General features: G+C 47.3%; 19 protein-coding genes. 10 read left to right on the top strand and 9 right to left on the bottom strand.

Features of this window, described 5'->3' with window-relative positions; genetic code table 11:
• The first annotated feature begins 227 nt into the window (after positions 1–227).
• From AAGC78_RS11600 to rhlE, 7 genes are all read left to right on the top strand, one after another.
• On the top strand, positions 228–845 hold the full coding sequence (locus AAGC78_RS11600; RefSeq protein WP_435784241.1) for an acyltransferase: 618 nt from the start codon (positions 228–230) through the stop codon (positions 843–845).
• A gap of 80 nt (positions 846–925) precedes the next feature.
• Positions 926–1,948 carry an extracellular solute-binding protein gene (locus tag AAGC78_RS11595; protein WP_435784240.1) on the top strand — a complete coding sequence of 341 codons (1,023 nt, stop codon included), beginning with the start codon at positions 926–928 and terminating at the stop codon, positions 1,946–1,948.
• 1 nt (position 1,949) lies between these two features.
• Positions 1,950–3,698 (top strand): diguanylate cyclase domain-containing protein, encoded by a 1,749-nt coding sequence (locus AAGC78_RS11590; protein ID WP_435784239.1) that lies wholly within the window; start codon positions 1,950–1,952, stop codon positions 3,696–3,698.
• A gap of 14 nt (positions 3,699–3,712) precedes the next feature.
• Positions 3,713–5,257, top strand: coding sequence for an FMN-binding glutamate synthase family protein (locus tag AAGC78_RS11585; protein ID WP_435784238.1), 1,545 nt, complete (start codon positions 3,713–3,715; stop codon positions 5,255–5,257).
• A gap of 4 nt (positions 5,258–5,261) precedes the next feature.
• Positions 5,262–5,828 carry a DUF3806 domain-containing protein gene (locus AAGC78_RS11580; RefSeq protein WP_435784237.1) on the top strand — a complete coding sequence of 189 codons (567 nt, stop codon included), beginning with the start codon at positions 5,262–5,264 and terminating at the stop codon, positions 5,826–5,828.
• Between the two features lie 158 nt (positions 5,829–5,986).
• Positions 5,987–7,219 (top strand): multidrug effflux MFS transporter, encoded by a 1,233-nt coding sequence (locus AAGC78_RS11575; protein ID WP_435784236.1) that lies wholly within the window; start codon positions 5,987–5,989, stop codon positions 7,217–7,219.
• A 225-nt stretch (positions 7,220–7,444) separates the two neighbouring features.
• Positions 7,445–8,848, top strand: coding sequence for an ATP-dependent RNA helicase RhlE (gene rhlE / locus AAGC78_RS11570; protein WP_435784235.1), 1,404 nt, complete (start codon positions 7,445–7,447; stop codon positions 8,846–8,848).
• A gap of 86 nt (positions 8,849–8,934) precedes the next feature.
• Here the strand turns inward: rhlE and AAGC78_RS11565 are convergent, their stop codons facing one another.
• The 5 genes from AAGC78_RS11565 to adk form a co-directional block, all read right to left on the bottom strand.
• Positions 8,935–9,945 carry a tryptophan--tRNA ligase gene (locus tag AAGC78_RS11565; protein WP_435784234.1) on the bottom strand — a complete coding sequence of 337 codons (1,011 nt, stop codon included), beginning with the start codon at positions 9,943–9,945 and terminating at the stop codon, positions 8,935–8,937.
• 125 nt (positions 9,946–10,070) lie between these two features.
• Positions 10,071–11,099 (bottom strand): cyclic nucleotide-binding domain-containing protein, encoded by a 1,029-nt coding sequence (locus AAGC78_RS11560; protein WP_435784233.1) that lies wholly within the window; start codon positions 11,097–11,099, stop codon positions 10,071–10,073.
• A 281-nt stretch (positions 11,100–11,380) separates the two neighbouring features.
• On the bottom strand, positions 11,381–12,715 hold the full coding sequence (locus tag AAGC78_RS11555) for a M18 family aminopeptidase (protein WP_435784232.1): 1,335 nt from the start codon (positions 12,713–12,715) through the stop codon (positions 11,381–11,383).
• Between the two features lie 16 nt (positions 12,716–12,731).
• Complete coding sequence (gene tsaB / locus AAGC78_RS11550; protein ID WP_435784231.1) at positions 12,732–13,457, bottom strand: tRNA (adenosine(37)-N6)-threonylcarbamoyltransferase complex dimerization subunit type 1 TsaB; 726 nt, start codon at positions 13,455–13,457, stop codon at positions 12,732–12,734.
• Between the two features lie 93 nt (positions 13,458–13,550).
• Entirely contained in the window at positions 13,551–14,204 is a 654-nt protein-coding gene (gene adk / locus AAGC78_RS11545) for an adenylate kinase (RefSeq protein ID WP_435784230.1), read from the bottom strand.
• A gap of 286 nt (positions 14,205–14,490) precedes the next feature.
• On the opposite strand from adk, the gene AAGC78_RS11540 reads away from it, so the two are divergent.
• Positions 14,491–14,961: an Lrp/AsnC family transcriptional regulator gene (locus tag AAGC78_RS11540; RefSeq protein WP_049629802.1), complete on the top strand. Its 471-nt coding sequence runs from the start codon at positions 14,491–14,493 to the stop codon at positions 14,959–14,961.
• Between the two features lie 74 nt (positions 14,962–15,035).
• Here the strand turns inward: AAGC78_RS11540 and AAGC78_RS11535 are convergent, their stop codons facing one another.
• The 3 genes from AAGC78_RS11535 to AAGC78_RS11525 form a co-directional block, all read right to left on the bottom strand.
• Positions 15,036–16,676: a methyl-accepting chemotaxis protein gene (locus tag AAGC78_RS11535; RefSeq protein WP_435784229.1), complete on the bottom strand. Its 1,641-nt coding sequence runs from the start codon at positions 16,674–16,676 to the stop codon at positions 15,036–15,038.
• Positions 16,677–16,813: 137 nt separating this feature from the next.
• Positions 16,814–18,277 carry an NAD-dependent succinate-semialdehyde dehydrogenase gene (locus AAGC78_RS11530; protein ID WP_435784228.1) on the bottom strand — a complete coding sequence of 488 codons (1,464 nt, stop codon included), beginning with the start codon at positions 18,275–18,277 and terminating at the stop codon, positions 16,814–16,816.
• A gap of 34 nt (positions 18,278–18,311) precedes the next feature.
• A complete protein-coding gene (locus AAGC78_RS11525) occupies positions 18,312–20,039 on the bottom strand; it encodes a potassium/proton antiporter (RefSeq protein ID WP_435784227.1) in 1,728 nt (575 codons plus the stop codon).
• A gap of 201 nt (positions 20,040–20,240) precedes the next feature.
• Between AAGC78_RS11525 and AAGC78_RS11520 the strand changes: the two genes are divergently transcribed.
• Both AAGC78_RS11520 and AAGC78_RS11515 read left to right on the top strand, forming a co-directional pair.
• Complete coding sequence (locus tag AAGC78_RS11520; protein ID WP_435784226.1) at positions 20,241–22,238, top strand: VacB/RNase II family 3'-5' exoribonuclease; 1,998 nt, start codon at positions 20,241–20,243, stop codon at positions 22,236–22,238.
• 35 nt (positions 22,239–22,273) lie between these two features.
• Entirely contained in the window at positions 22,274–22,735 is a 462-nt protein-coding gene (locus tag AAGC78_RS11515; protein ID WP_435784225.1) for an EVE domain-containing protein, read from the top strand.
• 297 nt (positions 22,736–23,032) lie between these two features.
• On the opposite strand, the gene AAGC78_RS11510 is transcribed toward AAGC78_RS11515, so the two are convergent.
• Positions 23,033–23,405: hypothetical protein (locus tag AAGC78_RS11510; RefSeq protein WP_435784224.1), on the bottom strand; the 373-nt coding region annotated here is incomplete at its 5' end.

Genomic DNA, 23,405 nt, shown 5'->3' with positions numbered 1-23,405 from the left:
TTCAGTTGTCGTAATGACGGGTTTACCCTAAGAGCGCTTATGTCAGTGCTCCATGTTTTGAGTTGTGCCCAGTTTTTACCACAGGTAAAAGCGCTAGCGGCCAAGCAAACAAACCAATCACCTACAACTGGCGGACACCTTTTTATTTCTACCGCCCTGCTTCCGATTTCCCATCCCCCCTCCAGCCTCTATAATTGCGCGCATCATTTCTTTCGACCTGCCTATACATGAGCGACACAGACAATACGGAACGCTACCGCCAGCAACATAAATTGCGCCTGAGTTATATGCCGTGGCTTTACGCCCGCCTCAAACCGGCGCAACGCCAGTGGGCGCAGGCTTGGCAGGATGAATGGCAAGCCTACTTGTGCGCAATGGAAACCCTGATGATAGGCAAAGACTGCTTTATCGCCCCCGAGGCCAAATTATTTGCCGAACCCGGCCGCCCTATCATCATTGGGGATAACACCTATATCGCCGCCGATTGCGTCATCCATGGCCCTGTTACTCTTGGCCAGAACGTATCCATCAATCATCACGTCAGTCTTGACGGTGGACGCAAGGGGATCGTCATTGGCGATAACACCCGCATCGCGGCTTACTCCTACGCCTATGCGTTCAATCATGGGATGGAGAAAGACCAGCTCATCAAAGATCAAGCCGTTACTTCCACCGGGATTACTATAGGTTCAGATGTGTGGATTGGTGCCAATACCGGTATAGTGGACGGCGTAACCATTGGTGATCATGCCGTCATAGGCATGGGGAGCATAGTGACTCGCGCAGTAGTCGCACATACCAAAGTCGCGGGTAACCCCGCCCGTCTTATTGGTGAACGGGTCTAGGTAGATCCACCCTAAACTCACCCAACCATTTGGCAGTAGTAAGCTAAAATCAATTGACCTCAGGATATTCAGGTTCAGAGATGCACTATTACCTAGCCAAGCTCCCCCTTTTGCTGATCCTGCTGCTCGCTCCCACCGTTTGGGCCAAGGAACATCTGCAAATACTGGCATGGGACGGCTACGCCGATGCCGATCTGGTGCGCGAATTTGAAAAGCGCTATCAGGTCGATGTCAAAGTCACGCTCGTATACTCCGATGACGAGCTATGGAGCAAAGTCACCGAGCCAAATAGCGACAGTTATGACTTGATTGCCGTCAATACTGCAGAGTTACAGCGCTACATCGCCAAAGGCCTTGTGCGCTCGCTCGACACGAACACGATTCCCAACCTCAATCACCAACTTCCGCGTTTTAAGCATCGCGAAGCTATCCCCGGCCTAGTCAAAAGTGGGCAAACCTATGCGATTCCCTACACCTATTCAGAAATGGGGATTATTTATAATCGCAAGCTTGTGCACCAACCGCCAGAAAGTATTAATGCGCTCTGGGACCCAACCTATGCAGGCAAAGTTCTCGCCTTTAACACCAGCAACCATAATTTCACATTAGCCGCGCTCGGCTCCGGGATAAAAAATCCTTTTATCCAATCGCCAGAGCAACTGCGGCAATCTGCTCGTCGCCTTGTCGAATTGCGTCGCAACCTGCTTACGTTTTATTCCTCACCACAAGAAGCCGTTAAATTATTTAAAACACAGGAAATTGCGCTGATTTTTGCCAACTACGGCAATCAACAATTAAAAGCATTAATCGATGTCGGTGCTGATGTAGGCTACACCATGCCGCAAGACGGCACACTTGCATGGCTGGATTGCTGGGCCGCCCTTAACGAGGCCGGCCCACTTGCGGAGCAGTGGATTAATTTTATGCTGGAAGAAAAAGCCAGCCTTCGTTTAACCAACGCGCAAGGTCTCGCCAATACGATTCAGGAATCAACTGCGCACCACAATGCTAATCTCATCTGGCTCGAACCCATTGAAAATGCCGATGCGCGTGCAAGCCTGTGGGATCAAATTATTTCTGGCGATGTGATGGAAAGGTTTTAGCATGGGATCAAGGATTGTTATAAAACTAGCCATTTGGATTGCGGTGCTGAGTATTTTAAGTGCAGGGATCAGTGTGTATTTTACTTACACCCATGGGCGCGCTTTATTAATTCAATCGGCCAAAGATAAGTTGGCCACTGCCACCCAGGTACTCGCAAATCGCTATTCATTTTTTATCGCCGATATCACCAAAGACTTGCTCTTCATTTCACAACTTCCGGCGATCAATGAAATTGCATCCTCTACCGAGCCGCAATCAGCTAAACATCGCGAGCGCCTGGCAACTGCACTTGCAGGCTTTTTAAGATCCCATGAAGAATACAATCAAGTCCGTTTTATCGGCGCACGCGATCATGGTCGCGAATTAGTGCGGCTCGATAAATCGCAAAATTCAGTACACATAGTTGAAGGTTTAGCGCTACAAGAAAAAGCGCATTACTCCTATATTTACAATACGCTGCAACTAAAACCCGGCAATGTGTTTGTCTCAGGTATCCGCCTGAACAAAGAACGCGGTTTGCTGGATGGTTACGGCAAACCCAGCGTGATAGTTGCAACACCGGTTTACAGCCCCGATAACACCGTATTCGGCGTTATCGTAATCAACGTTGATTTGGAAAAAATGTTTTCCCTGATCGAAATAGATGTACCGGAGGGCATTGACGTTCTAGCAACTAATTCAGCAGGCGATTACATCCTGCACCCCGACCTGGAAAAAACCTTTGGCTTTGATAAAGGTATGCGCGTACTGATGCAAGATGATATGCCCGTATCGCAGCGCATTTTTTCGGGTGAATCATCGCGTTTGGTTGCCGAAGTGGCCGATCTCCACTCACCGGAAAAACAAGCGGTTATATCTCTGACCAAAGTTCCTTTCGCCACAGAGTCAGATGAAAAATATATTGTCTTAGGGCTGGTTAGCAACCTTGATACAGTATTGGCCGATAGTCGCGAACTGGGTGTTACCAGCCTGAAAATCTCTATCACCTTCGGTATTTTGTTTGTGCTGTTGTCACTTATTCTCGCGCGCAAAATAACTACCCCGCTGCAACGTATGGCGAGCACCTTTGCGCGTTTTAAACAGGGTGACCCGGTACCGGAACTCAGCACAAATCGCGAAGATGAGCTGGGCCAATTAGCACGTAATTTTTCAATCATGGCAAAAAAATTAAACGCGCAATTACATGAATTGAATAGCCAGCGCCAATATCTTCATAAAGTAGCTCACCACGATGCACTTACGGGGCTGCCAAATCGTATTTTGCTGGAAGACCGTATCGAGCAAGCGCTCATCAGTGCACGGCGCGATAAAGTAGAGATAGCAGTAATGCTGGTCGATCTTGATGGATTTAAACCAATCAATGATAAATATGGCCACGATATCGGCGATAAATTATTGCAAGAATGCGCTGCACGTATGTTGACCTGCATCCGCGAAACAGATACTGCTGCACGCTACGGCGGCGATGAGTTTATGATCATCATTTCCGCCAGAGACTTGCAGCTGCGTGGCATGAGTGCACGCCATCTCAGCAGACAAGTTGCGGAAAAAGTTCGCAATGCACTTAACCAGGGTTTTAAAATAGAAAACTATCTGCTGAATATTTCATGCAGTATTGGTATTGCACTCTACCCACAGGATGGAGATGACAAAAACACCTTGATTAAACACGCTGACATTGCCATGTATTACGCGAAATCAACAGGCAGAAATAACGTGAAGTTGTACACTGATATACAAATTGATTAGGAAAAATTGGCATTATGATTGATTCACATTGGGCGTTAACCTTGCTGACCTGGCTTGAGGTCATGTTTATTATGCTGATTGGGTTAGGCCTGCTGGCAGTGGTGATTATGTATATCACCGACATTACCCAAAGCACTCATACCATTCGCAAAAACTATCCCGTCATCGGCCGCTTTCGTTATTTTTTTGAACATCTGGGTGAATTTTTCCGGCAATACTTTTTTGCCCATGACCGCGAAGAAATGCCCTTTAACCGCGCTGATCGCTCCTGGGTATATCGCGCCGCAAAAGATGTCGACAGCAATGTCGGCTTCGGTTCAACACTCGACTTAAATAAACCGGGCACATTGATTTTTCTCAATGCGGCATTTCCAATAATGGAAAGCGATGCATTGATTCCATCAGCCGTTGTGGTTGGCCCATTTTGTAAAACACCCTATACGACCCGCTCCATTTTTAATATTTCAGGAATGAGTTACGGCGCAATATCGAGCCCGGCGATCCTCGCTTTATCGCGCGGCGCTGCAAAAGCTGGCTGCTGGCTCAATACCGGTGAAGGCGGATTATCGCCTTATCATCTTGATGGTGGTTGCGATCTGGTATTCCAAATTGGTACTGCAAAATATGGCGTGCGCGATCTGGAGGGTAATTTAAGTGATGCCCGTTTAGCTGACCTCGCAGCTAAACCACAGATCAAAATGTTTGAAATTAAATTAAGCCAAGGCGCAAAACCGGGTAAAGGCGGAATATTACCGGCGGAGAAAGTATCTGCAGAAGTAGCGCTTATTCGCGGCATTACCGAAGGCCAAGCTTCTATTAGCCCTAATGGCCACACTGATATTCGCTCCGTGGTCGATTTATTACAAATGATTAATCACGTACGCAATGTCACCGGAAAACCCGTTGGATTTAAATCCGTGCTGGGCGAGAAAAAATGGTTAGTTGATTTGATCAACGAAATCCGCGTGCAGGGAATAGAATCTGCTCCCGATTTTATTACGCTTGATAGTGCCGATGGCGGTAGCGGCGCAGCACCACAACCCTTAATGGATCACGTTGGCTTACCAATTAAAGAAAGCTTGCCGTGGGTAACGGCATTGTTAAATGAAGCAGGATTAAAAGAGCGCATTAAAATTATTGTTGCTGGCAAATTGGTAACACCGCATATGGTTGCCTGGGCCTTGGCAAGCGGTGCAGATTTTGTAAACAGCGCGCGCGGTTTTATGTTCGCACTCGGTTGCATCCAGGCACTGCAGTGCCACAAGAATACCTGTCCTACTGGCATCACCACTCACAATATAAAATTACAGAAGGGTCTTGATCCAACCGATAAAGCGGAGCGAGTGGCATCCTATCAACGCAATATCACCAAAAGCGTAGGAATGATCGCCCACTCCTGTGGCGTCGCTGAGCCGCGTCAATTAATTAGTGAGCATATCCATATCGTCAATGCAAATGGCTTCTCAGTGCCACTGGATGAAATTAATCCGCAACCACTCATCTTCACATCACCGGAAACCTCAATTCCCGGTAGCGAAAGCCGACAAAATATTAATTGAGTGAATGATTATCTTGTTAAAACGATTAACCGCTCCACTAATCAGTTCATTGCTTATTGCACTCTGTGTGCCCTGCGTATTTGCGCAGGGATTGAGCAATGCAGCGACAGTTCATAATCTGGGATGGATTGATGAAAACCAAATGGAGCAAGATGCGGCAAAGATAAATGAGTTGACCTTATCCAAAATTGGCACACCTATTCGACGCGACTTAGGTGATTTGGAAACACTACAGAAGTTAATTGATCAAAATTTGGTAGCCAAGGACGATTACAAAACACAACAATCCATGGGCATAGTGTTAGGCAATATTATGCAAGCCGATTTCCCAGATACACTTGTGTGGCAAATTTATGAAGATAATATCGGCCGCAGCCGTGCGCTTTGTGTAAAAGAAACCAACCATTGCCTATTTCCGATTACAATGCTTTCCCGGCGCATTGAATTGGGCAGCAAACCGGATGTAAAAAAAGTCTATGCTGACGCCATTGCGTTAATGGAAAAGCACTTGCCGCAACTACCTTATGGCGGTGGCATTCGCTACCGGCTACCGCGCACCTCAACCAATTAACACCACAGATTCTCAACTTATTGCATGCACCCTGTCGATTACCCCATTGGTCATTCGACTAGTTAATACCGGGTCGATCACTTACCGACATGAACTGACATGATCACCCCGTATGATTGCCTTGGATGCGGAACAAATTACTAACGGAAATACCTTTTATGTCTGATTACTCTACACACCCTACGCCATCGCGCATTTCCTCCAAGGAATTTACCGTGTTGGTTGCACTGCTGATGTCCATAGTGGCAATGTCTATCGATGCTTTATTGCCAGCACTGGGCTTTATCAGCCAGGAAATTACTCTCGCCCATGCCAACCAAGCCCAGTACATCATTAGTGCATTGTTTTTGGGAATGGCAATCGGCCAATTAGTCTGCGGGCCTTTGTCCGATGCAACCGGGCGTAAAAAAATTCTCTATGCCGGTATCGCATTATTTTTTTGCGGCAGTGTGATTTGTTTTTTTGCGCAAGATATTAATACGCTGCTGATCGGCCGTTTTATTCAAGGCCTGGGCGTTGCCGGCCCCTATGTTTCTGCCATTTCCATCGTGCGAGATAAATATTCTGGCAACGAAATGGCTCGCGTTATGTCGCTGGTGATGATGATTTTTATTATGGTCCCCGCACTTGCACCAAGTATTGGCCAAGCTGTGTTGCTTGTAAGTTCATGGCGCTATATTTTTGTGCTGTATATAGTTTATGCACTGATTATCGGCATATGGATTTTCTGGCGACTGGAAGAAACCCTGCCAAAAGAATATCGAATCCCCTTCAGTACGCGCGGTTTTATCGATGGATTTAAAGAAGTCGTCAGCAACTACACCACTATGAGTTACACATTGTGTATGGGATTATTTTTCGGCAGCTTTCTCGGCTACCTGAACTCATCACAACAAATTTTTCAGGATTTATTTCAGACCGGAAAATTATTCACCGTGTATTTCGGCCTGCTCGCATTAGTATTTGGCGTGGCCTCTATGGTAAACGCGCGCTTTGTACAAAAGTGGGGAATGGATTATTTGTGCAGCCGCGCGGTGTTGGGAATTATTGTCAGCTCGGGAATTTTTCTTGTGGTGCAAATGGTCATGCCGCCAAATCTGTGGGTATTTCTTGTCTATGCATCGGTATTATTTTTCTGTTTCGGTTTAGTCTTCGGTAACGTGAATGCAATGGCAATGGAACCTATGGGACATGTGGCCGGTATTGCATCGGCAATTATCGGTGCAACTTCATCAATTATGTCGATGTTGATCGGAACCGCTATTGGCCAGATGTATAACGATACACTCATCCCTGTTACCAGCGGCTTTTTAATTTTGGGCAGTATTGCAATGGTTATTTTGCATCTCGCACGCAACAAACGAGTTTCTGAGCAGGCAGCGGCCGAATAACTCATCTTGCGACGCCTTTCTGCATATGCACAAAGGCGTCAATTCAGCGAGTTAACTTAACAAAAAGTAACTGGCATATTTTTCACCAACTGCGTACCATGCGCGCCGACACCCTTAAGGTCAGTGTCACCCTTCTCTGCTGTCAGACACCAAAGCCGTGTTTGCCACATCTCAGCTCGCCAGACCTTGCCCGCCACGCGGGAGGCCGAGCAACAGGAAACCCTTATGTCTTTTGAAACTCTCGGTCTACGGGCCGATATTCTGCGTGCTATTGCCGATCAAGGTTACAGCACCCCTACTCCTATCCAGTTACAAGCTATTCCCGCAGTATTAAAAGGCGGCGATATCCTCGCCGGCGCCCAAACCGGAACTGGAAAAACCGCCGGTTTTACCCTGCCTTTGCTGGAGAAACTAAGCAAAACCCAGCCAGCACAAGTAAATGGCCGCCGCCCAGTGCGCGCATTGATTTTGACCCCAACCCGCGAACTGGCTGCACAGGTATTTGAAAGCGTGCGCGATTACGGCAAATATTTGCCATTGCGCTCCACCGTTGTTTTTGGCGGCGTCAGCATTAATCCACAAATGATGAAATTGCGCGGTGGCGTGGATATTTTGGTTGCAACTCCCGGTCGTCTGCTCGATCTGGTAAACCAAAATGCAGTAAGCCTGCGCAATATTGAAGTATTGGTGTTGGATGAAGCTGACCGCATGCTCGATATGGGCTTTATCCACGACATCAAAAAAGTATTGGCTTTATTGCCGAAGCAACGCCAAAACTTGCTGTTCTCTGCCACTTTTTCTGACGAGATCAAAGCGCTTGCCGACAAATTACTTAATCAACCTACGTTGATTGAAGTCGCGCGTCGCAATACCGCTTCTGAGCGCGTAACCCAATGTGTTCATCCGGTAGATCGCAATCGTAAACGCGAACTTTTGTCGCACCTGATCAACAAAGGCGAGTGGCAACAAGTATTAATTTTTACTCGCACCAAGCACGGCGCGAATAAATTAACAGAACAATTGCAAGATGACGGCATCAGCGCTGCCGCAATTCACGGCAATAAAAGCCAGGGCGCGCGCACCAAAGCGTTGGACGATTTTAAACGCGGAACCATTCGTGCATTGGTGGCAACCGATATTGCCGCGCGCGGAATTGATATCGACCAATTACCGCACGTGGTCAATTATGAATTACCCAACGTGCCGGAAGATTATGTGCATCGTATCGGCCGTACTGGTCGCGCCGATGCTGAAGGTATTGCAGTTTCATTGGTGTGTGTAGATGAAATTAAATTTCTACGCGACATCGAAAAACTGATTAAGCGCGAAATTGAAAAAGAAGTTATCGAAGGTTACGAGCCAGATCCAAATGTAAAAGCCGAACCTATTGTGTTGGGTCGTCGCATGACAATTGGCGCTGGCGCAGGTAAAAATGGCAACAGCAGATCTGCACCTAAAAAACCAACGCTTGGGCAAAAGCCTAAGAATGGTAACGGCGCAAAATCACAAGGCAAAGAAGGTACGCATCGCAAAGGCCAATCTCAAGGTGGTGCAAAACCGCAAGCTAATGGCAATCGCACCAATGCCGGAAAACCGCAACAAGCGCGTCGACCACAAGCAGCAAGCTAGTGTTTCCTGATAGCCTGAAATAAAAAATCCCCGCCATTGTGAGATCGCGGGGATTTTTTATGCATCAATTGTGCTTTATTTGATGGTTATTTTATTTTGCGAATCCCAACAGCTTCACGCACTTTTTCTAACAGTGGCTGACTGTAAGCACGCGCTTTTGCCGCGCCCTTTTGCAACACTTCTTCGATGTGATCAGGGTTAGCGAGCAAAGCTTCGTATTTTTCCCTCGCCTCGCCTAACTGACCGTTAATCAATTCAAATAGCTGGCGCTTTGCTTCGCCCCAACCAATACCATCAGCAAATTGCTGGCGCATTTCCGCCGTTTGTTCTGCCGTTGCGAAGGCTTGCCAGATTTGAAATACCGGAGAGGTATCTGGATCTTTTGCCTGACCCGGCTCCAACAAATTGGTAAGAATTTTATTAATCGACTTTTTCAGCTGCTTTTCCGGCAAAAATAATGGAATGGTATTGCCGTAGCTTTTACTCATTTTGCGACCATCCAAACCTTGCAGGATCGCATTAACATTGTCATCTACCTGCGCTTCCGGTAAGGCAAAATGTTCACCGTAGTGATGATTAAAACGCGCAGCAATATCGCGGGCCATTTCAATGTGTTGGATCTGATCGCGACCAACAGGCACTTTGTTGGCATTGAACATCAGGATATCGGCGGCCATCAAAATCGGATACGAATACAAGCCCATAGTAATGCCGTAATCAGGATCTTCTCCCGCTTCCAGATTCGCATCCACTGAGCCTTTGTAAGCATGCGCGCGATTCATCAACCCTTTCGCAGCGTTACAAGTCAGCACCCAGCACAACTCTGGAATTTCTGGCACATCGGATTGGCGATAGAAAATCGCATTATCGGTATCCAAACCCAATGCTAGCCAGGTTGCCGCGATTTCGCGGGTGGATTGGTGAACCATATCCGGGTCTTGGCATTTAATCAGCGCATGAAAATCTGCCAGAAAATAAAAGGATTGCACGTTAGCACTTTGGCTCGCTTGAATTGCCGGGCGAATAGCGCCGACATAATTGCCAAGGTGGGGAGTTCCTGTTGTGGTAATGCCGGTTAATACACGGTGTTTGGTCATAGTGTCTTATCTATAAACGATGGATAGCCGAAAAATCAGGGCGTCATCATACAGGCAAGCGACAAGAATTTGCAGCTCGCCCGCTATTTAACCTGAGCGTGGTTATTGTTATGAACGATGTGGAACTACAAGCCTGAGTAGTGGCTCGCGGAATCGCGCAAGATGCAGCTGTCGAACCCTGCCTGGGTGAGCAAGTGTGAAGCTACATCACAGCGACGGCCGGAATCATCGGTAACGACGTAAGTAACGGCGTCATCCAAATTTTTGAGATGGTTACGTAATTGGTTGAGGGGAATGTTGCGACTATCAGGTACTGCCTGCGCACGGCGCTCCAGCGGTAAACGCACATCAAGGATCTGGTATGGAGGCATATCTGCAGTACGTGCTTTTAGCTCTTCTGCGGTGACATGTTTTAACACTGGCTCTTGCAATAACTCTCTAAAGTCTTCTTTGTCGAGGCGCATCACCTTGCCGGGAGTAATCATTTTTATGGTCGCATTGCGCGTTGTATCACCGACTAACGCCTCCTCACCAAAATAATGACCAGGCCGCAAAGCAGCCAGAATTTTTCCGGCCGGATCTACCACCATCGCACTACCAGACTCCAGCACATAGAAGTAATCACCGCGCTCGCCTTGCTTCACTACCAATTCATCGGCCTGAACTTTTTGGGCTTTGAAGCGAATAAACAGCTGGCGAATATTGGCGGGAGGTAAACGACTGAACAGCGGTGATTGCAGCAGTGACGACATCCAGTCGCTGTCGTCATGCAGGCTAATGCCGGAGGTATCGACCTCTTCATCGCTGGACTCACTCCACGCGAGTACCAAATCAAGAAAATCGCTATCGACAGATAAGAGCGTCACATCAGACTTGGCAACTGCAGAAACCTGGGTGGGCTGGGTAATATTGAGCGGCGAGCGACGCGATTCACTGGCGGGATTGATAGTGCTGACCTGAAAACCTGAATCGATTAGATCCACAGTACCACTAACCAGATAAACCTTCTCAGGAAAGGGGCGGCCGCGCTTGAAAATGATGGCGCCTTTAGCGATTTCGCGCAGGTTCGCTTTTTCGGCAACTTGCACCAAATATTCGTTGTTAAGGGTGTTAAAAGGCGCAAAAGACGCTAATACATCGAGGCTAATCGCCATTTTTCAGCTCCACTTACTTTACACACGGCCGCTAACGCTGATCGCTATAGACTGATTGGGTTATCGAAAAACGATAAAAGCTTTTTATTAGGGAATATGGCCGATTATAAACAGTCGGTACCGCGAGAGGGCGAGCTTGTCGCCAGTATTAGTGGTTGGTCACAGCTGGATTGCGAGCGGTTGCACTTTCGTCCGGAAAATCCAACCGCTCAGCCAAAAACACTTGCTCAGAATATGCGCGTAGCGCTAGCCGTCACTGGACGCACGAAGCTAAATGCCTATTAGCGAGAGATAAGCGCGATAGGTGCTTTTAGATAGGTAAAGAATTCGACTGCTGCTTTGTAGAGGTACCAACCATCACGAGTACCTGCCAATTCTCGAATAGAGTGCATGGCAAAAGTTGGGCAACCTACATCAATCGTCTTAACACCAACTTCCGATGCCACCACCGGGCCAATCGTACTGCCGCATCCCATATCGGTCCGCGCTACAAACGCTTGCACTGGCACATCAGCTTTCTCACACAACAAGCGGAAAAAGGCGCTGGTTTCGCTGGTTGTCGCATAACGCTGGTTGGCATTGACCTTGATTACCGGGCCACGATTAAGCAAAGGACCATGATTTTCATCATGCTTGTCCATAAAGTTCGGGTGGATTCCGTGGGCATTGTCGGCAGAGATCATCATCGAACGCTCGATGATCCGCACACGGGTATCGACATCAGGAACCAACCGTTCCAGGAACTGCTGCAACATCGGCCCTTTGGCGCCACAGCAAGACGCACTTCCCACTTCTTCATGATCGGTGCAAATTAGCAAACTTGACACATCGTCATCAGCCTCAAGTAAGGCTTGTAAGCCAATGAAGCAGCTCAATAAATTATCCAAACGCGCACTGGAGATAAAGTCTTGTTCAAGGCCGATTAGCGCAGGTGGCTGAGTATCATAAAGACTGATTTCGTAATCCAAGACCTGCTTAATGGCTAATTGTGGCTGCTGCTTTTGTAGCTCGGTATGCAGTAGCCCGCGGAAATCCGGCAGCGGTGTTTCATCGGTAGGCAACTGCAACACCAGAGGAACTATGTCCTTCTGGGCATTGATCGTACGGAGATTGTTGGCCTCGCGATCCAAGTGGATCGCCAAGCTGGGCACAACGGCGATTGGACGCTGGAAATCTACCAAAGCACTGGCGATTTGATCGGATTGATCGCGATAAGTCACCCTCCCCGCCATCGATAAATCGCGGTCATACCAAGGCGCTAACAACGCGCCGCCATACACTTCGACACCCAACTGAAAATAGCCACGACGATTCAACTCAGCACGAGGCTTCACTTTTAAGCAAGGACTGTCCGTATGCGCGCCCAACATGCGTATTCCGCTATCCAACAACGGTGATTTGCCGTACACGAACGCGATAATCGACGAGTCGTTACGGGTTACCACATAGCGCTTACCCTGCTCAAGCTCCCAGCTATCGCCTTCGTAAAGCGGAGTAAATCCTTTGCTTAGCAAAGCTGCAGCAATATTTTTGGTAGCGTGAAATGGTGTGGGCGATGCGTGCAGGAATTCGAGTAAACCGGTGTTGAAATCAACCATGGAGCTGGAGGCAGTCATAATAACGTCACCAAATTCAAGTTTCAGAGGTTCCCAAATCGGGATTACGAATGCGCTGGCGCTTTTGCCAGGAGATGGTATCGCGCAAATATACCGGCTCAGCATCAAGCACATCAATTGCGGCACCCGCAGCCCAAACTTTTGCTGCAATCAACGCCATTTCTTCAGCTTGCGGTTGTATATCAACCACTGTAGCGCCTGCAGCGAGCTGCTGCATTGCCGGATAATGCCAACCGGAGCCAATTGCAATGAATTGCCCGGCCAATTGTTGGATAGAATCTTGCGCAGACAGCAATTCCGGCTTCATTACACTTTCATTGCACAGTGCCATTACTGAATCACCATCGCGCACGAATAATCCTGAGTAAACCTCATCCATGCGTGCATCGAGCGTCGCTAATACCGGAAGGCTTACATCTGGATTAGCGCGATAGTAGGCCAATGCCATGGACTCAAGGGTAGATACAGGAATAACCGGCAATTGAGCCCCAAACGCCAGCCCTTGCACGATTCCCATACAGATTCGCAAACCGGTAAAAGAACCTGGTCCGCGACCAAATGCGATAGCATCCAAATCCTGCAACTTGAGACTTTGGCTTTGCAGGAGTTCATCCACCATTGGCAACAATCGTTGGGTATGGCTTTTGGCGGCCAACTCAAATCGGGCACTTAATTGCCCGTGCACGTTAAGTGCAACTGAACAGGCATCAGTGGATGAATCCAGGGCGAGAATTAAACTCATAAAACGACGCAATAAATGTAATGACAGGAAAAGGGAAAACACCAGACAAAAAAATAGGCTCCGTAGAGCCTATTTTTGCTGTATCACGCTGAATTAGCCCAATACAGTCAACAGTTGTTGACGAATTGAATCGACACTGCCGATACCACTAATACGGGTATATTTAGGCACTTTAACTTTAGCTGATGCCGCCAAACCTTGATAGAAACCTACCAACGGCTCGGTTTGATCATGGTAAACGCCTAAACGCTTACGCACTGTCTCTTCGGTATCATCTGGGCGCTGAATCAACGGCTCACCGGTCAAATCATCATGATCAGCAACTTTAGGTGCGTTGTGAATCACGTGATAAACGCGGCCAGAAGCTTCATGTACGCGACGACCGCTTAAACGTGAAACGATTTCTTCATCCGGAACATGGATTTCAATGACATGGTCGATATCAACACCCGCATCCAACATCGCTTGTGCTTGTGGAATAGTGCGCGGAAAGCCATCAAACAAAAAGCCATTAGTGCAATCACTGGAAGCAATACGCTCTTTTACCAGAGAAATAATCAGGTCATCTGGCACCAAACCACCGGATGACATAATGTCTTTGGCCTGCAAGCCTAAAGAAGTTCCCGCTTTAACAGCAGCACGCAACATATCGCCAGTCGATATTTGCGGGATACCAAACTTCTCCATAATCAGTTGCGCTTGAGTACCCTTACCGGCACCTGGCGCGCCCAACAATATCACTCTCATCTCGGATTGCTCCTCAGCATTATTTTTATCGGGTCAAGTGGGGAGTTCCCCTTGTCCTCGAACACGGCACAAAATGCCAACAAAGGAGGCGTACGATACACGCCCATGAGTCCAATCACAATATGCGGGTTGAGCGCCTTCCTAGAAAAGGGGCAGAAGACGGCTCTTTTTAATATATCAATGGGATAAACAAGGATTTACGATTAAATGTATCCTCAATTTATTGTCATATGAAAAATTTCATCCTAGAATAGCCCTCCTAAATCCCGCCATTCAGGATAACCCCATGTCCAAGTCAGTCGAGCTCGATGAGTACGATCGCAAGATCTTGCGCGCCCTTCAGGAAAATGCTGATTATTCTATGGCCGATCTCGGCAATATGATCGGTCTTTCGCATACTCCCTGCTGGCGCCGTCTCAAGCGATTGGAGGTGGAAGGTGTAATTCGCGGAAAAGTGACCTTGCTCGACCCCAAACTGCTTAATTTGGGTGTGACAGTTCATGCGTATATCACCATCAAAAATCACGATGCTCCATCACTCGAGGCATTTGAGGAAATGGTGCAGGCAATCCCGGAAGTTGTTGAATGCTATTCAACCAGCGGCGAGAAAGATTACGTACTGCGCGTGGTCGTAGAAAGCGTTGAGCATTACGAGCGATTGATGAAACAAACACTGATTCATCTACCAAACATTGGCTCAATCAATTCAGCATTTGCACTGAAGCAAGTGAAATTCACAACGCAATTGCCAATTTAAAAACGCGACATACATTGTTGCTGCAATAAAAAACCGGGCAAAAGGCCCGGTTTTTTATTATGAAAAAAGAAAACCTATACCTTAAATTGCATCAACAACTGGCGTAACTGGATAGACAAATCATTCAAACGCTGACTTTCAACCGCTGTTTTTGATGCGCCTTCGGCTGTATTCATCGCCAGCGAATTAATCTGCACTAAATTTTTATCGATCTCTGATGTAACTGAGCTTTGCTCTTCAGCAGCAGTAGCGATTTGCAACGTCATATCTGAAATTTGTTTCACCGCTGTACCGATTCCAGTTAATGACTGCCCTGCTTCTGTTGCAGAACTAACCGCTTCACTGGTCATGGTTGAGCTACTACCCATTGCGTCCACCGCGTGCTGTACGCCCTGCTGCAGCTTGCTCAACATACCTTGAATATCTTCGGTCGATTTTTGTGTACGGCTCGCAAGCGTGCGCACCTCATCCGCAACCACTGCGAAACCACGACCCTGCTCACCAGCACGCGCAGCTTCAATGGCCGCGTTCAACGCAAGCAAATTAGTCTGCTCGGCAACACCGCGAATCACATCAATAACAGAAGTAACATTTTTCGCTTCATTTTCCAGACGCGACATAAATTCTGCAGTCTCACTAATACGAACAGCCAAGGTTTGCACACGTTCAACAGCGATATGAATACGCTCCTGACCGCTGTCCGTAATTGAGGTGGCCTCTTTCGTATTTTGCGCCGTGTCACTGGTGTTGCGCGCAACTTCCTGAATTGCCATTGTCAATTCATTTACAGCAGTGACCACCATAGTAATTGCATGGCATTGATCATCAGCCGCGCGCTGGCTATTACTGGACACCACCAAAAGTGATTCAGCAGCCTTGGAAACTTCAGCAGCATTAACTAAAACACTACCGATAATTCGCTGCAGTTTTTCGATAAATTGATTAACGTAGGTAGCAAGCTCACCCAGCTCATCGTTAGTGTTTACCGGAAGACGCACAGTTAAATCACCGTCACCATCAGCGATGTTTTGTATGCGATGACTGATTTGGCGAACCTGATTTGCAACCAGAATAGGTAAAAAATAAGCGGCCAATAAACTGACTACTGTTCCTATGACGACTAAAGCCAGTAACTGCGCAGAACTGTCTGATTGATTTTCGTCGATCTCAGCGGTGAACTCATCAACATGAGCGAGACGCTTTTCTTGTAGTTCATCAATATAGGTACGCAAATGCTCAAACGCTTTGGATGCGCTACCGTAGGATTTTTCTTGCGCAAGCGCGCGGCTTGCATCATCGGTTAAACGCGCAGCATTAATAACTTCGGCGGCTTGAATTTTCCATGCATTGTAACGACGAGTAAATTCTTCGCGTTCTTCAGGCGTTGAGGTGTTGGATATTTCAAGGGATTGGTAAACGCGATCCTGAGCTTGTTTAGCATTATCACTCTGCTCAGTAAATAAACTTTGATGAGTTGAACCATCCAACTGGAGAAGCGCTCGCTCAGCAAGCATCGCCTGATAGAGGTCGCGATCTGCCTGGATGAGCAATTGGATCTCAGGCAAATTTACTTTGGCGATGGTAGTTGCATTACCGCCAAGAACCTTACTGGTGCTCATTGCATGAACGCCCATGTATAACACTAGAGCCACCAACAACAATAAAGGAAGTGTGAGCTTCCAACGCAAACTTAATCCTTGATACCAGCCAAACATGGCAAAACCTCATCATTAAATTTTTGAAAAAATCAGATATATAAACTGATATTTTCAAGTCTAGTAACGATTTGGAAATTTGCTACAAAAAAGCGCATTTTAGCGCCGAGTGGTTAATGCCTTCACAAACAAGTTAATTAGAAACCTTCGCAAATATATTTAATGTTCACATAATCATCGATTCCATAATGCGAACCTTCCCTGCCCCAGCCCGATTGTTTTATTCCACCGAAGGGTGCCATTTCATTTGATATCAAACCGGTATTGATTCCAAGCATTCCTGACTCAATTGCTTCGGAGAGCAGTTTTATGCGTTTAGCAGAAGCGGTATAACAATAACTGGCCAAACCAAATTCACTGTTATTGATTAATCCAATTACTTCTTCATCAGTATCAAAAACAACCAAGCCTGCAACAGGGCCAAAAATTTCCTGCTGATTTAATTTTGCATTCCGAGGCACATCCAATAATAAGGTTGGTGGATAAAAATGCCCTTGCCCGTTTATCGCTTTATTTAACTCAGCTTGATATCCAATACGCGCCCCACCTTCCAGTGCATCTGCAACAAGAGCTTGGACTTTCTCTACAGCATTTTTAGAAATAAGTGGACCAATGGTAATTCCGGAATCAACACCATTGCCTACTGATAATTGTTTCATCGCAGCGATTAATTTTTCACTGAATTGTTTGTAAATCGAACGGTGAATATAAAAACGATTAGCGCAAACACAGGTCTGTCCTGCATTACGAAACTTGGAAGCGATCGCACCAGTAACCGCCGTGTCCAAATCCGCATCATCAAATACAACAAAAGGCGCGTTGCCGCCTAATTCAAGCGTGATACGTTTTACGTCGTTGGCACATTGCTGGATCAACTGTTTGCCAACAGCCGTTGAGCCAGTGAACGATAACTTGCGCACGATCGGATTCGAGGTCAATTCCCCGCCAATCGCAGCAGAATCTTTTCCGGGAAGGATATTGATAACACCTGCCGGAATACCCGCTTCCTGAGCTAAGGCTGCAAGTGCTAATGCAGATAGCGGAGTTTCTGATGCCGGTTTCGCCACCACCGCGCAGCCTGCAGCTAATGCAGGCGCAAGTTTGCGTGCGAGCATCGCACAGGGAAAATTCCAGGGAGTGATTGCCGCAACTACACCAACGGGTTGCTTGATTACGATAATGCGCTGATCTGGACTTGCGGAAGGAATCACGTCGCCATAAACGCGTTTTGCCTCTTCCGCAAACCATTCAATGTAGGCTGCACCGTAGGCAATTTCGCCAATGGCTTCGGCCAATGGTTTGCCTTGTTCGATAGTGAGAATCTGTGCAAGTTCGTCCTGATGCTGCAAGACCAAATCAAACCAGCGGCGCAATATGTTGCTGCGCTCTTTGGCTGTCTTTTGCGCCCACAATGGCTGCGCTTGTGCGGCGACGGCAATTGCACGACGGGTTTCAGCAACGCCAACATCGGCAACACTGGCGATAAGATCGCCATTTGCAGGGTTAGTTACAGGAAAAGTCGCTGCGGAATCCGCATCGCACCAATTACCATTAATGAATGCGCGGGTGCGCAGCAGAGGAAAATTGCTCAAATTCGCCATTAGGATTCAATCGCTCCATGGTTAAGCTACTTTATTAAGCGACCTTTTTAGCCGTGGATTTCACACCAATTTTGCGCACGTTGTTGCCATCGACCTCGGCGATCGTCCACAACATACCGCTCCATTCGGCATGGTCGCCCACAACGGGTTTGCCACCGACCATCTGTGCAATCAATTCGCCCAGCGTTTTATGGTCGCCGACCTCAGTCATGTCTAATGAGTAGAGCATCGCCAAATCAGCCAGTTCAGCATCCCCTTGGATAATAAAGTCACCGAAGAAGGTTAAATCCAAGGTGCGCTTGGGAGCTTCGCTGAATAATTTACCTAAAGCAGGCAAGTCGTGTTCGTGTCCAATCACACATAAAATATCGCCAGCCATAAGCCGTGTACTACCGGAGGGATGGAACATTTCTTTCTCGCGAAACAAGGCTGCGATGCGCGTGTTTTCCGGCATATGCAGCTCGCGCAATGCAGCGCCGATACACCATTTTTCGGCACCCAGCTTATAAACAAACAGCTCCCATTGGCTGGTGATATGAATCTCCAGACCAGCACGGGAGACAGGTAAAGGTATTTCCGGCACTACCACATTGGCCTTTTTGGCCGCATAGGCAAGCGTAGTACCTTGAAGCAGCATCGATACCAACACGATAAAGAAGGCGATATTGAAAAAGAGCTGGGCGTTGGGCAGTCCTGCCATCAACGGAAACACAGCCAAAATGACCGGCACCGCACCGCGCAATCCAACCCAGGAAAGGAATGTCCGTTCACGCAAATTGAAACTGCGGAAAGGTAGCAAGCCGATAAAAATAGATAGCGGCCGCGCAAACAGAATCATCCATAACGACAATGCGAGCGCCGGTATTGCGATGGGTAGCAATTGGCTTGGCACCAACAGCAATCCGAGCACCAGAAACATCCCGATCTGGCTAAGCCACGCCAGCCCATCAAACATATGCAAAATGCCATGGCGGTTACGGATCGGCCGATTCCCCAACAAAAGCCCACACACATAAACAGTAAGAATGCCGCTGCCATGAAGAACACCGGCTACTGCATACAACAAGATGCCGCCACTGACTGCCAGCAACGGATACAAACCGTCGGATATCGCCAATCGATTGATCAGCTGCAATAACAACCAACCACCGCCTAATCCGAGCGCAATACCAATACTGAACTCATGGACAAATTTGCCCAAGATACTCCAACTAAAGCTGTTCTCACCCGCCGCAATCATCGCAATCAAGGTCACCGTCAGGAACATCGCCATAGGGTCATTGCTGCCCGCCTCTATCTCCAGAGTCGAACTCACCCGCTCGTTCAGGCCTTTACCGTTTAAGAGATTAAACACCACCGCTGCATCAGTAGAACCGACGATGGCGCCAATCAACAGCCCCTCCATCAAGGAGAGATCAAACAACCAAGCCGCAGCGATACCAGTCAAACCAGAGGTTATCACCACACCGACCGTCGCCAGCGACATCGCCGGCCAGAGCGCGACACGGAAAGTGGCGGCACGCGTGCGCATACCGCCATCCAACAGAATCACCGCCAGCGCCAGGTTGCTCACCAAATAGGCAGTCGAATAATCCTTGAACTCAATCCCGCCAGGGCCATCGACTCCCGCAATCATCCCCACCGCAAGGAAAATTACCAGAATAGGAACACCCACCCGCGTCGAAAGCGAGCTCAGTAAAATACTGGCGGCGACTAAAACTGCCCCGATAAGAAGAACGTGATTGATTGAGACGGCGTCCAAAAAATAGCCCTTATGCAGAAAATCGATAAAAACAACGAATAACCTTAAACGATTGTAGACGTTTGGCGCACTAGACTGTCAGATTTATCCATGAGTAACGGCAATTTCAACAAAATAAATAGCTGCCCCAGATTTGCGCAACATGCCAAACAATTCCAGCTATAATCCGCGCCATAATCCTTACTACATAAGATGTTCTTCATGCTCAATAAAGATGCTCTGCAACAACTCGCGCAGTTAAAGTCCGCTATCGCCGTTACCAAAGATATCGCCCAAGGCTTGGTGCGCAGCACTACCAAGCGCTTCGGTTTTCTGATTCTCGATGATGGTCGGGAAGCATTTATCGATCCAGAGCAAATGATGCGGGTGCTACCTGATGACCGGGTAGAAGCAGAGATCAATACCAACAGCAAAGGCCAATTTGAAGCAAAACTGATCAAATTGATTAAGCCAGGCCTGAAAGACTTTGTTGGTCGTTACGTTAATAAAGGCACGACTGATTTTGTAGAGCCGGATGTCATCAATTTTAATCGTTGGTTATTTATTCCACCGCAAGAGCGGAAAGGCTACAAGGTTGGCGATTTAATCCACTGCGAAATTTCTCGCCATCCTTTTAACAACGAAGGAAAAACCCAGGTTCACATTCTCAACCGCATAGGCACACCAGATGAACCCGGTGTAGAAAGCCGTTACAGTATCGCTAAATTTCAAATTCCATTTGAATGGCAACCGGCAACACAAAATCAGGCCAGCAGCATTAATTGGTCGCCACTCACGTTTGATAACAACGAGCTGGATTTAACTCATCTTCCATTCGTGACGATTGATTCCGAAAACACGCGCGATATGGATGATGCAATCTACATAATTCCTAATGAAAACGGTTGGGAATTGATTACTGCGATTGCTGACCCTAGTAAACACATCAGCTTCGACAGCCCACTAGAGCAATCTGCGCGCGCGCGCGTTAGTACGCTCTACTTGCTCGGCCAAACTGTCACCATGTTGCCAGTAGATTTATCGCACGATACTTACTCTCTCGTACCAGAACAAAAGCGCCCGGCACTCATTTGCCGCATGCAAATCGCGCGCGACGGCACCATAAGCAAATACGAATTTTGCGAAGCACAAGTCCGTTCACATCATAAATTAAGTTATCAAGGCGTGTTTGATGCATTGATGAGCACGGGCGATTCGCCGCTTGCGGCGCCCGCTTACATTCACGATATGCTGGTAGAATTAAAATCCTTTGCACAAGCACGCGCGCAATATCGCCAAGCAAATGCGTTAGTGATGGAAGAACGCCCCGATTATTCTTTTGTGCTTAATGACCAGAAAAAAATAGATCATATTGAAAAGCGTGAGCGCAATATCGCGCACCGCATGATTGAAGAAGCCATGCTGGCAACTAATATTTGCGCAGGGCAATTATTTCTGGACAATCCCGGCTACGGTATTTTCTCAAGTCACATTGGCTTCCGTACCGAACGCATTGCCGATGCACTTGCACTCATTCAGGAAGATCGCCCGGATTTGGAAATTGGTGATCTAACGCAGCTGGATAGCTTCCAAAAACTATTCAGCGAACTGCGCACCAACCCAACCAACAATCCAAACAGCGCCACCTTACATTCGCTGTTACAACGCATGTTGCAAGCCGGCTCACTAACATTTGATCCTATCCCACATTTCGGTTTGGGTTTTAAAGCCTACGCGATGGTGACCTCCCCTATCCGTCGCTATAACGACTTATTCAACCATCTCGCCATCAAACGAATTCTGCGTGACCTACCTGCAGAAAATATCAACGATAAAACCCAATTTGCCGAGCAATTACAAAATCAATTGAACACCGGCCGCCAAGCCTGTCGCTATGCAGAAGCATGGCTCGGCTGCCAGTACGCCAATCAACATATCGGCAGCGTACATGCCGCGAGCATTGGCTTGGTGAACTCGTTCGGTATTGGCGTTAAATTTGATGATTGGGGCTTGGAAGGCTATGCCCTACTCGCCACCAAAGAAAGTGAAGTGAAAGCGCAATTTGATTCACGCCGCCTTAGCCTGACCATTGAAGGCAACACTTACAAGCTGGACGAAAAAGTATTCGCGTTAATCAAAGATGTCGATGTGGAAAAACGCAAAATCAATTTGGAGCTAGTCAGCGAAGAAACCGCGCAACGCCTCAGCGCATGGCTCTAGCTTCTCTGCACCAGCAGATAATTCAGGAGTAAGTGATGGCAAAAAATTACTGGCTATTTAAAGCGGAACCACACATCTACGGAATAGATCACCTCGCCGCCGCCCCACAAAAAATCGGCCGCTGGGACGGAATCCGCAACTACCAAGCCCGTAATTTTTTGCGCGATCAAGTCGCCCTGAACGATGAAGTATTCATCTACCACAGCAGCTGCAAAAACGTCGGCATAGTCGGCACCGCCAAAGTAGTAAAAACCGCCTACCCCGACCCCACACAATTCAATCCCGAAAGCGACTACTACGACCCAAAATCCACCCCGGAAAATCCCCGCTGGGTTTCAGTAGATATCCAACTCACCAAAGTATTCCACCGAATAATTCCCCTCGCCGAAATCAAAGCACAAGAATCATTACAAGATATGGTATTGATCAAGCAAAGTAGACTATCGACTCAACCAGTGACTAAAGAAGAGTGGAAAATTATTAATAACCTTCTATAAAAACACAGGAGCAACAACACGACCTGCAACATCTTCACTCATTTTCTAGCCTATTGAATAAATAGGCCCAACAAGTTTGTATTTTGACAGCGGTCAAAATCTGCATTTTAAGGGACCTGCAAAAAAACAAAAGCCCTCAGCTGCGTTACCAACTAGAGGCTCACGAGCATTGGAATCACAATCCAGTGCTCTAATAAAAAACCCGCCGAGATTGCTCAAGGTGGGTTTATGTATCTTCTTTATGGACGATAACGTCCAACATGAAAAAACGCTAGAAGATAGATGAATTTACGCAAGTCAATCAATAACCTCATTTACCATCAACACCTCTATCTCGTTCACAGCATCAAGAAACAACTCAAATTTTGTCTCTCTAAATTCAATGAAAGGCGTTAAATCATTATTTGAATATTGATATTCTGCAAGAGAATACTTTGGAAATGCTGATAGTATGACCCTAAGTTTTTTAATCAACAATTTGAACTTCATATCGATTGGAAGCGCATCGAGAGCTATAAGCCTTTGAAATAGTGACAGTTGATCTAGGTTATCCTCAATTGCACTTGTGACAGGAACATACTGAACATCGGCCCATTTCCCCATGAACACTTCGCGATTCGACATTCGACATTCGACATTCGACATTCGACATTCGACATTCGACATTCGA

Source organism: Cellvibrio sp. (assembly GCF_039207905.1).
GTDB lineage: Bacteria > Pseudomonadota > Gammaproteobacteria > Pseudomonadales > Cellvibrionaceae > Cellvibrio.
This window is presented reverse-complemented; position numbering and strand designations above follow the sequence as displayed.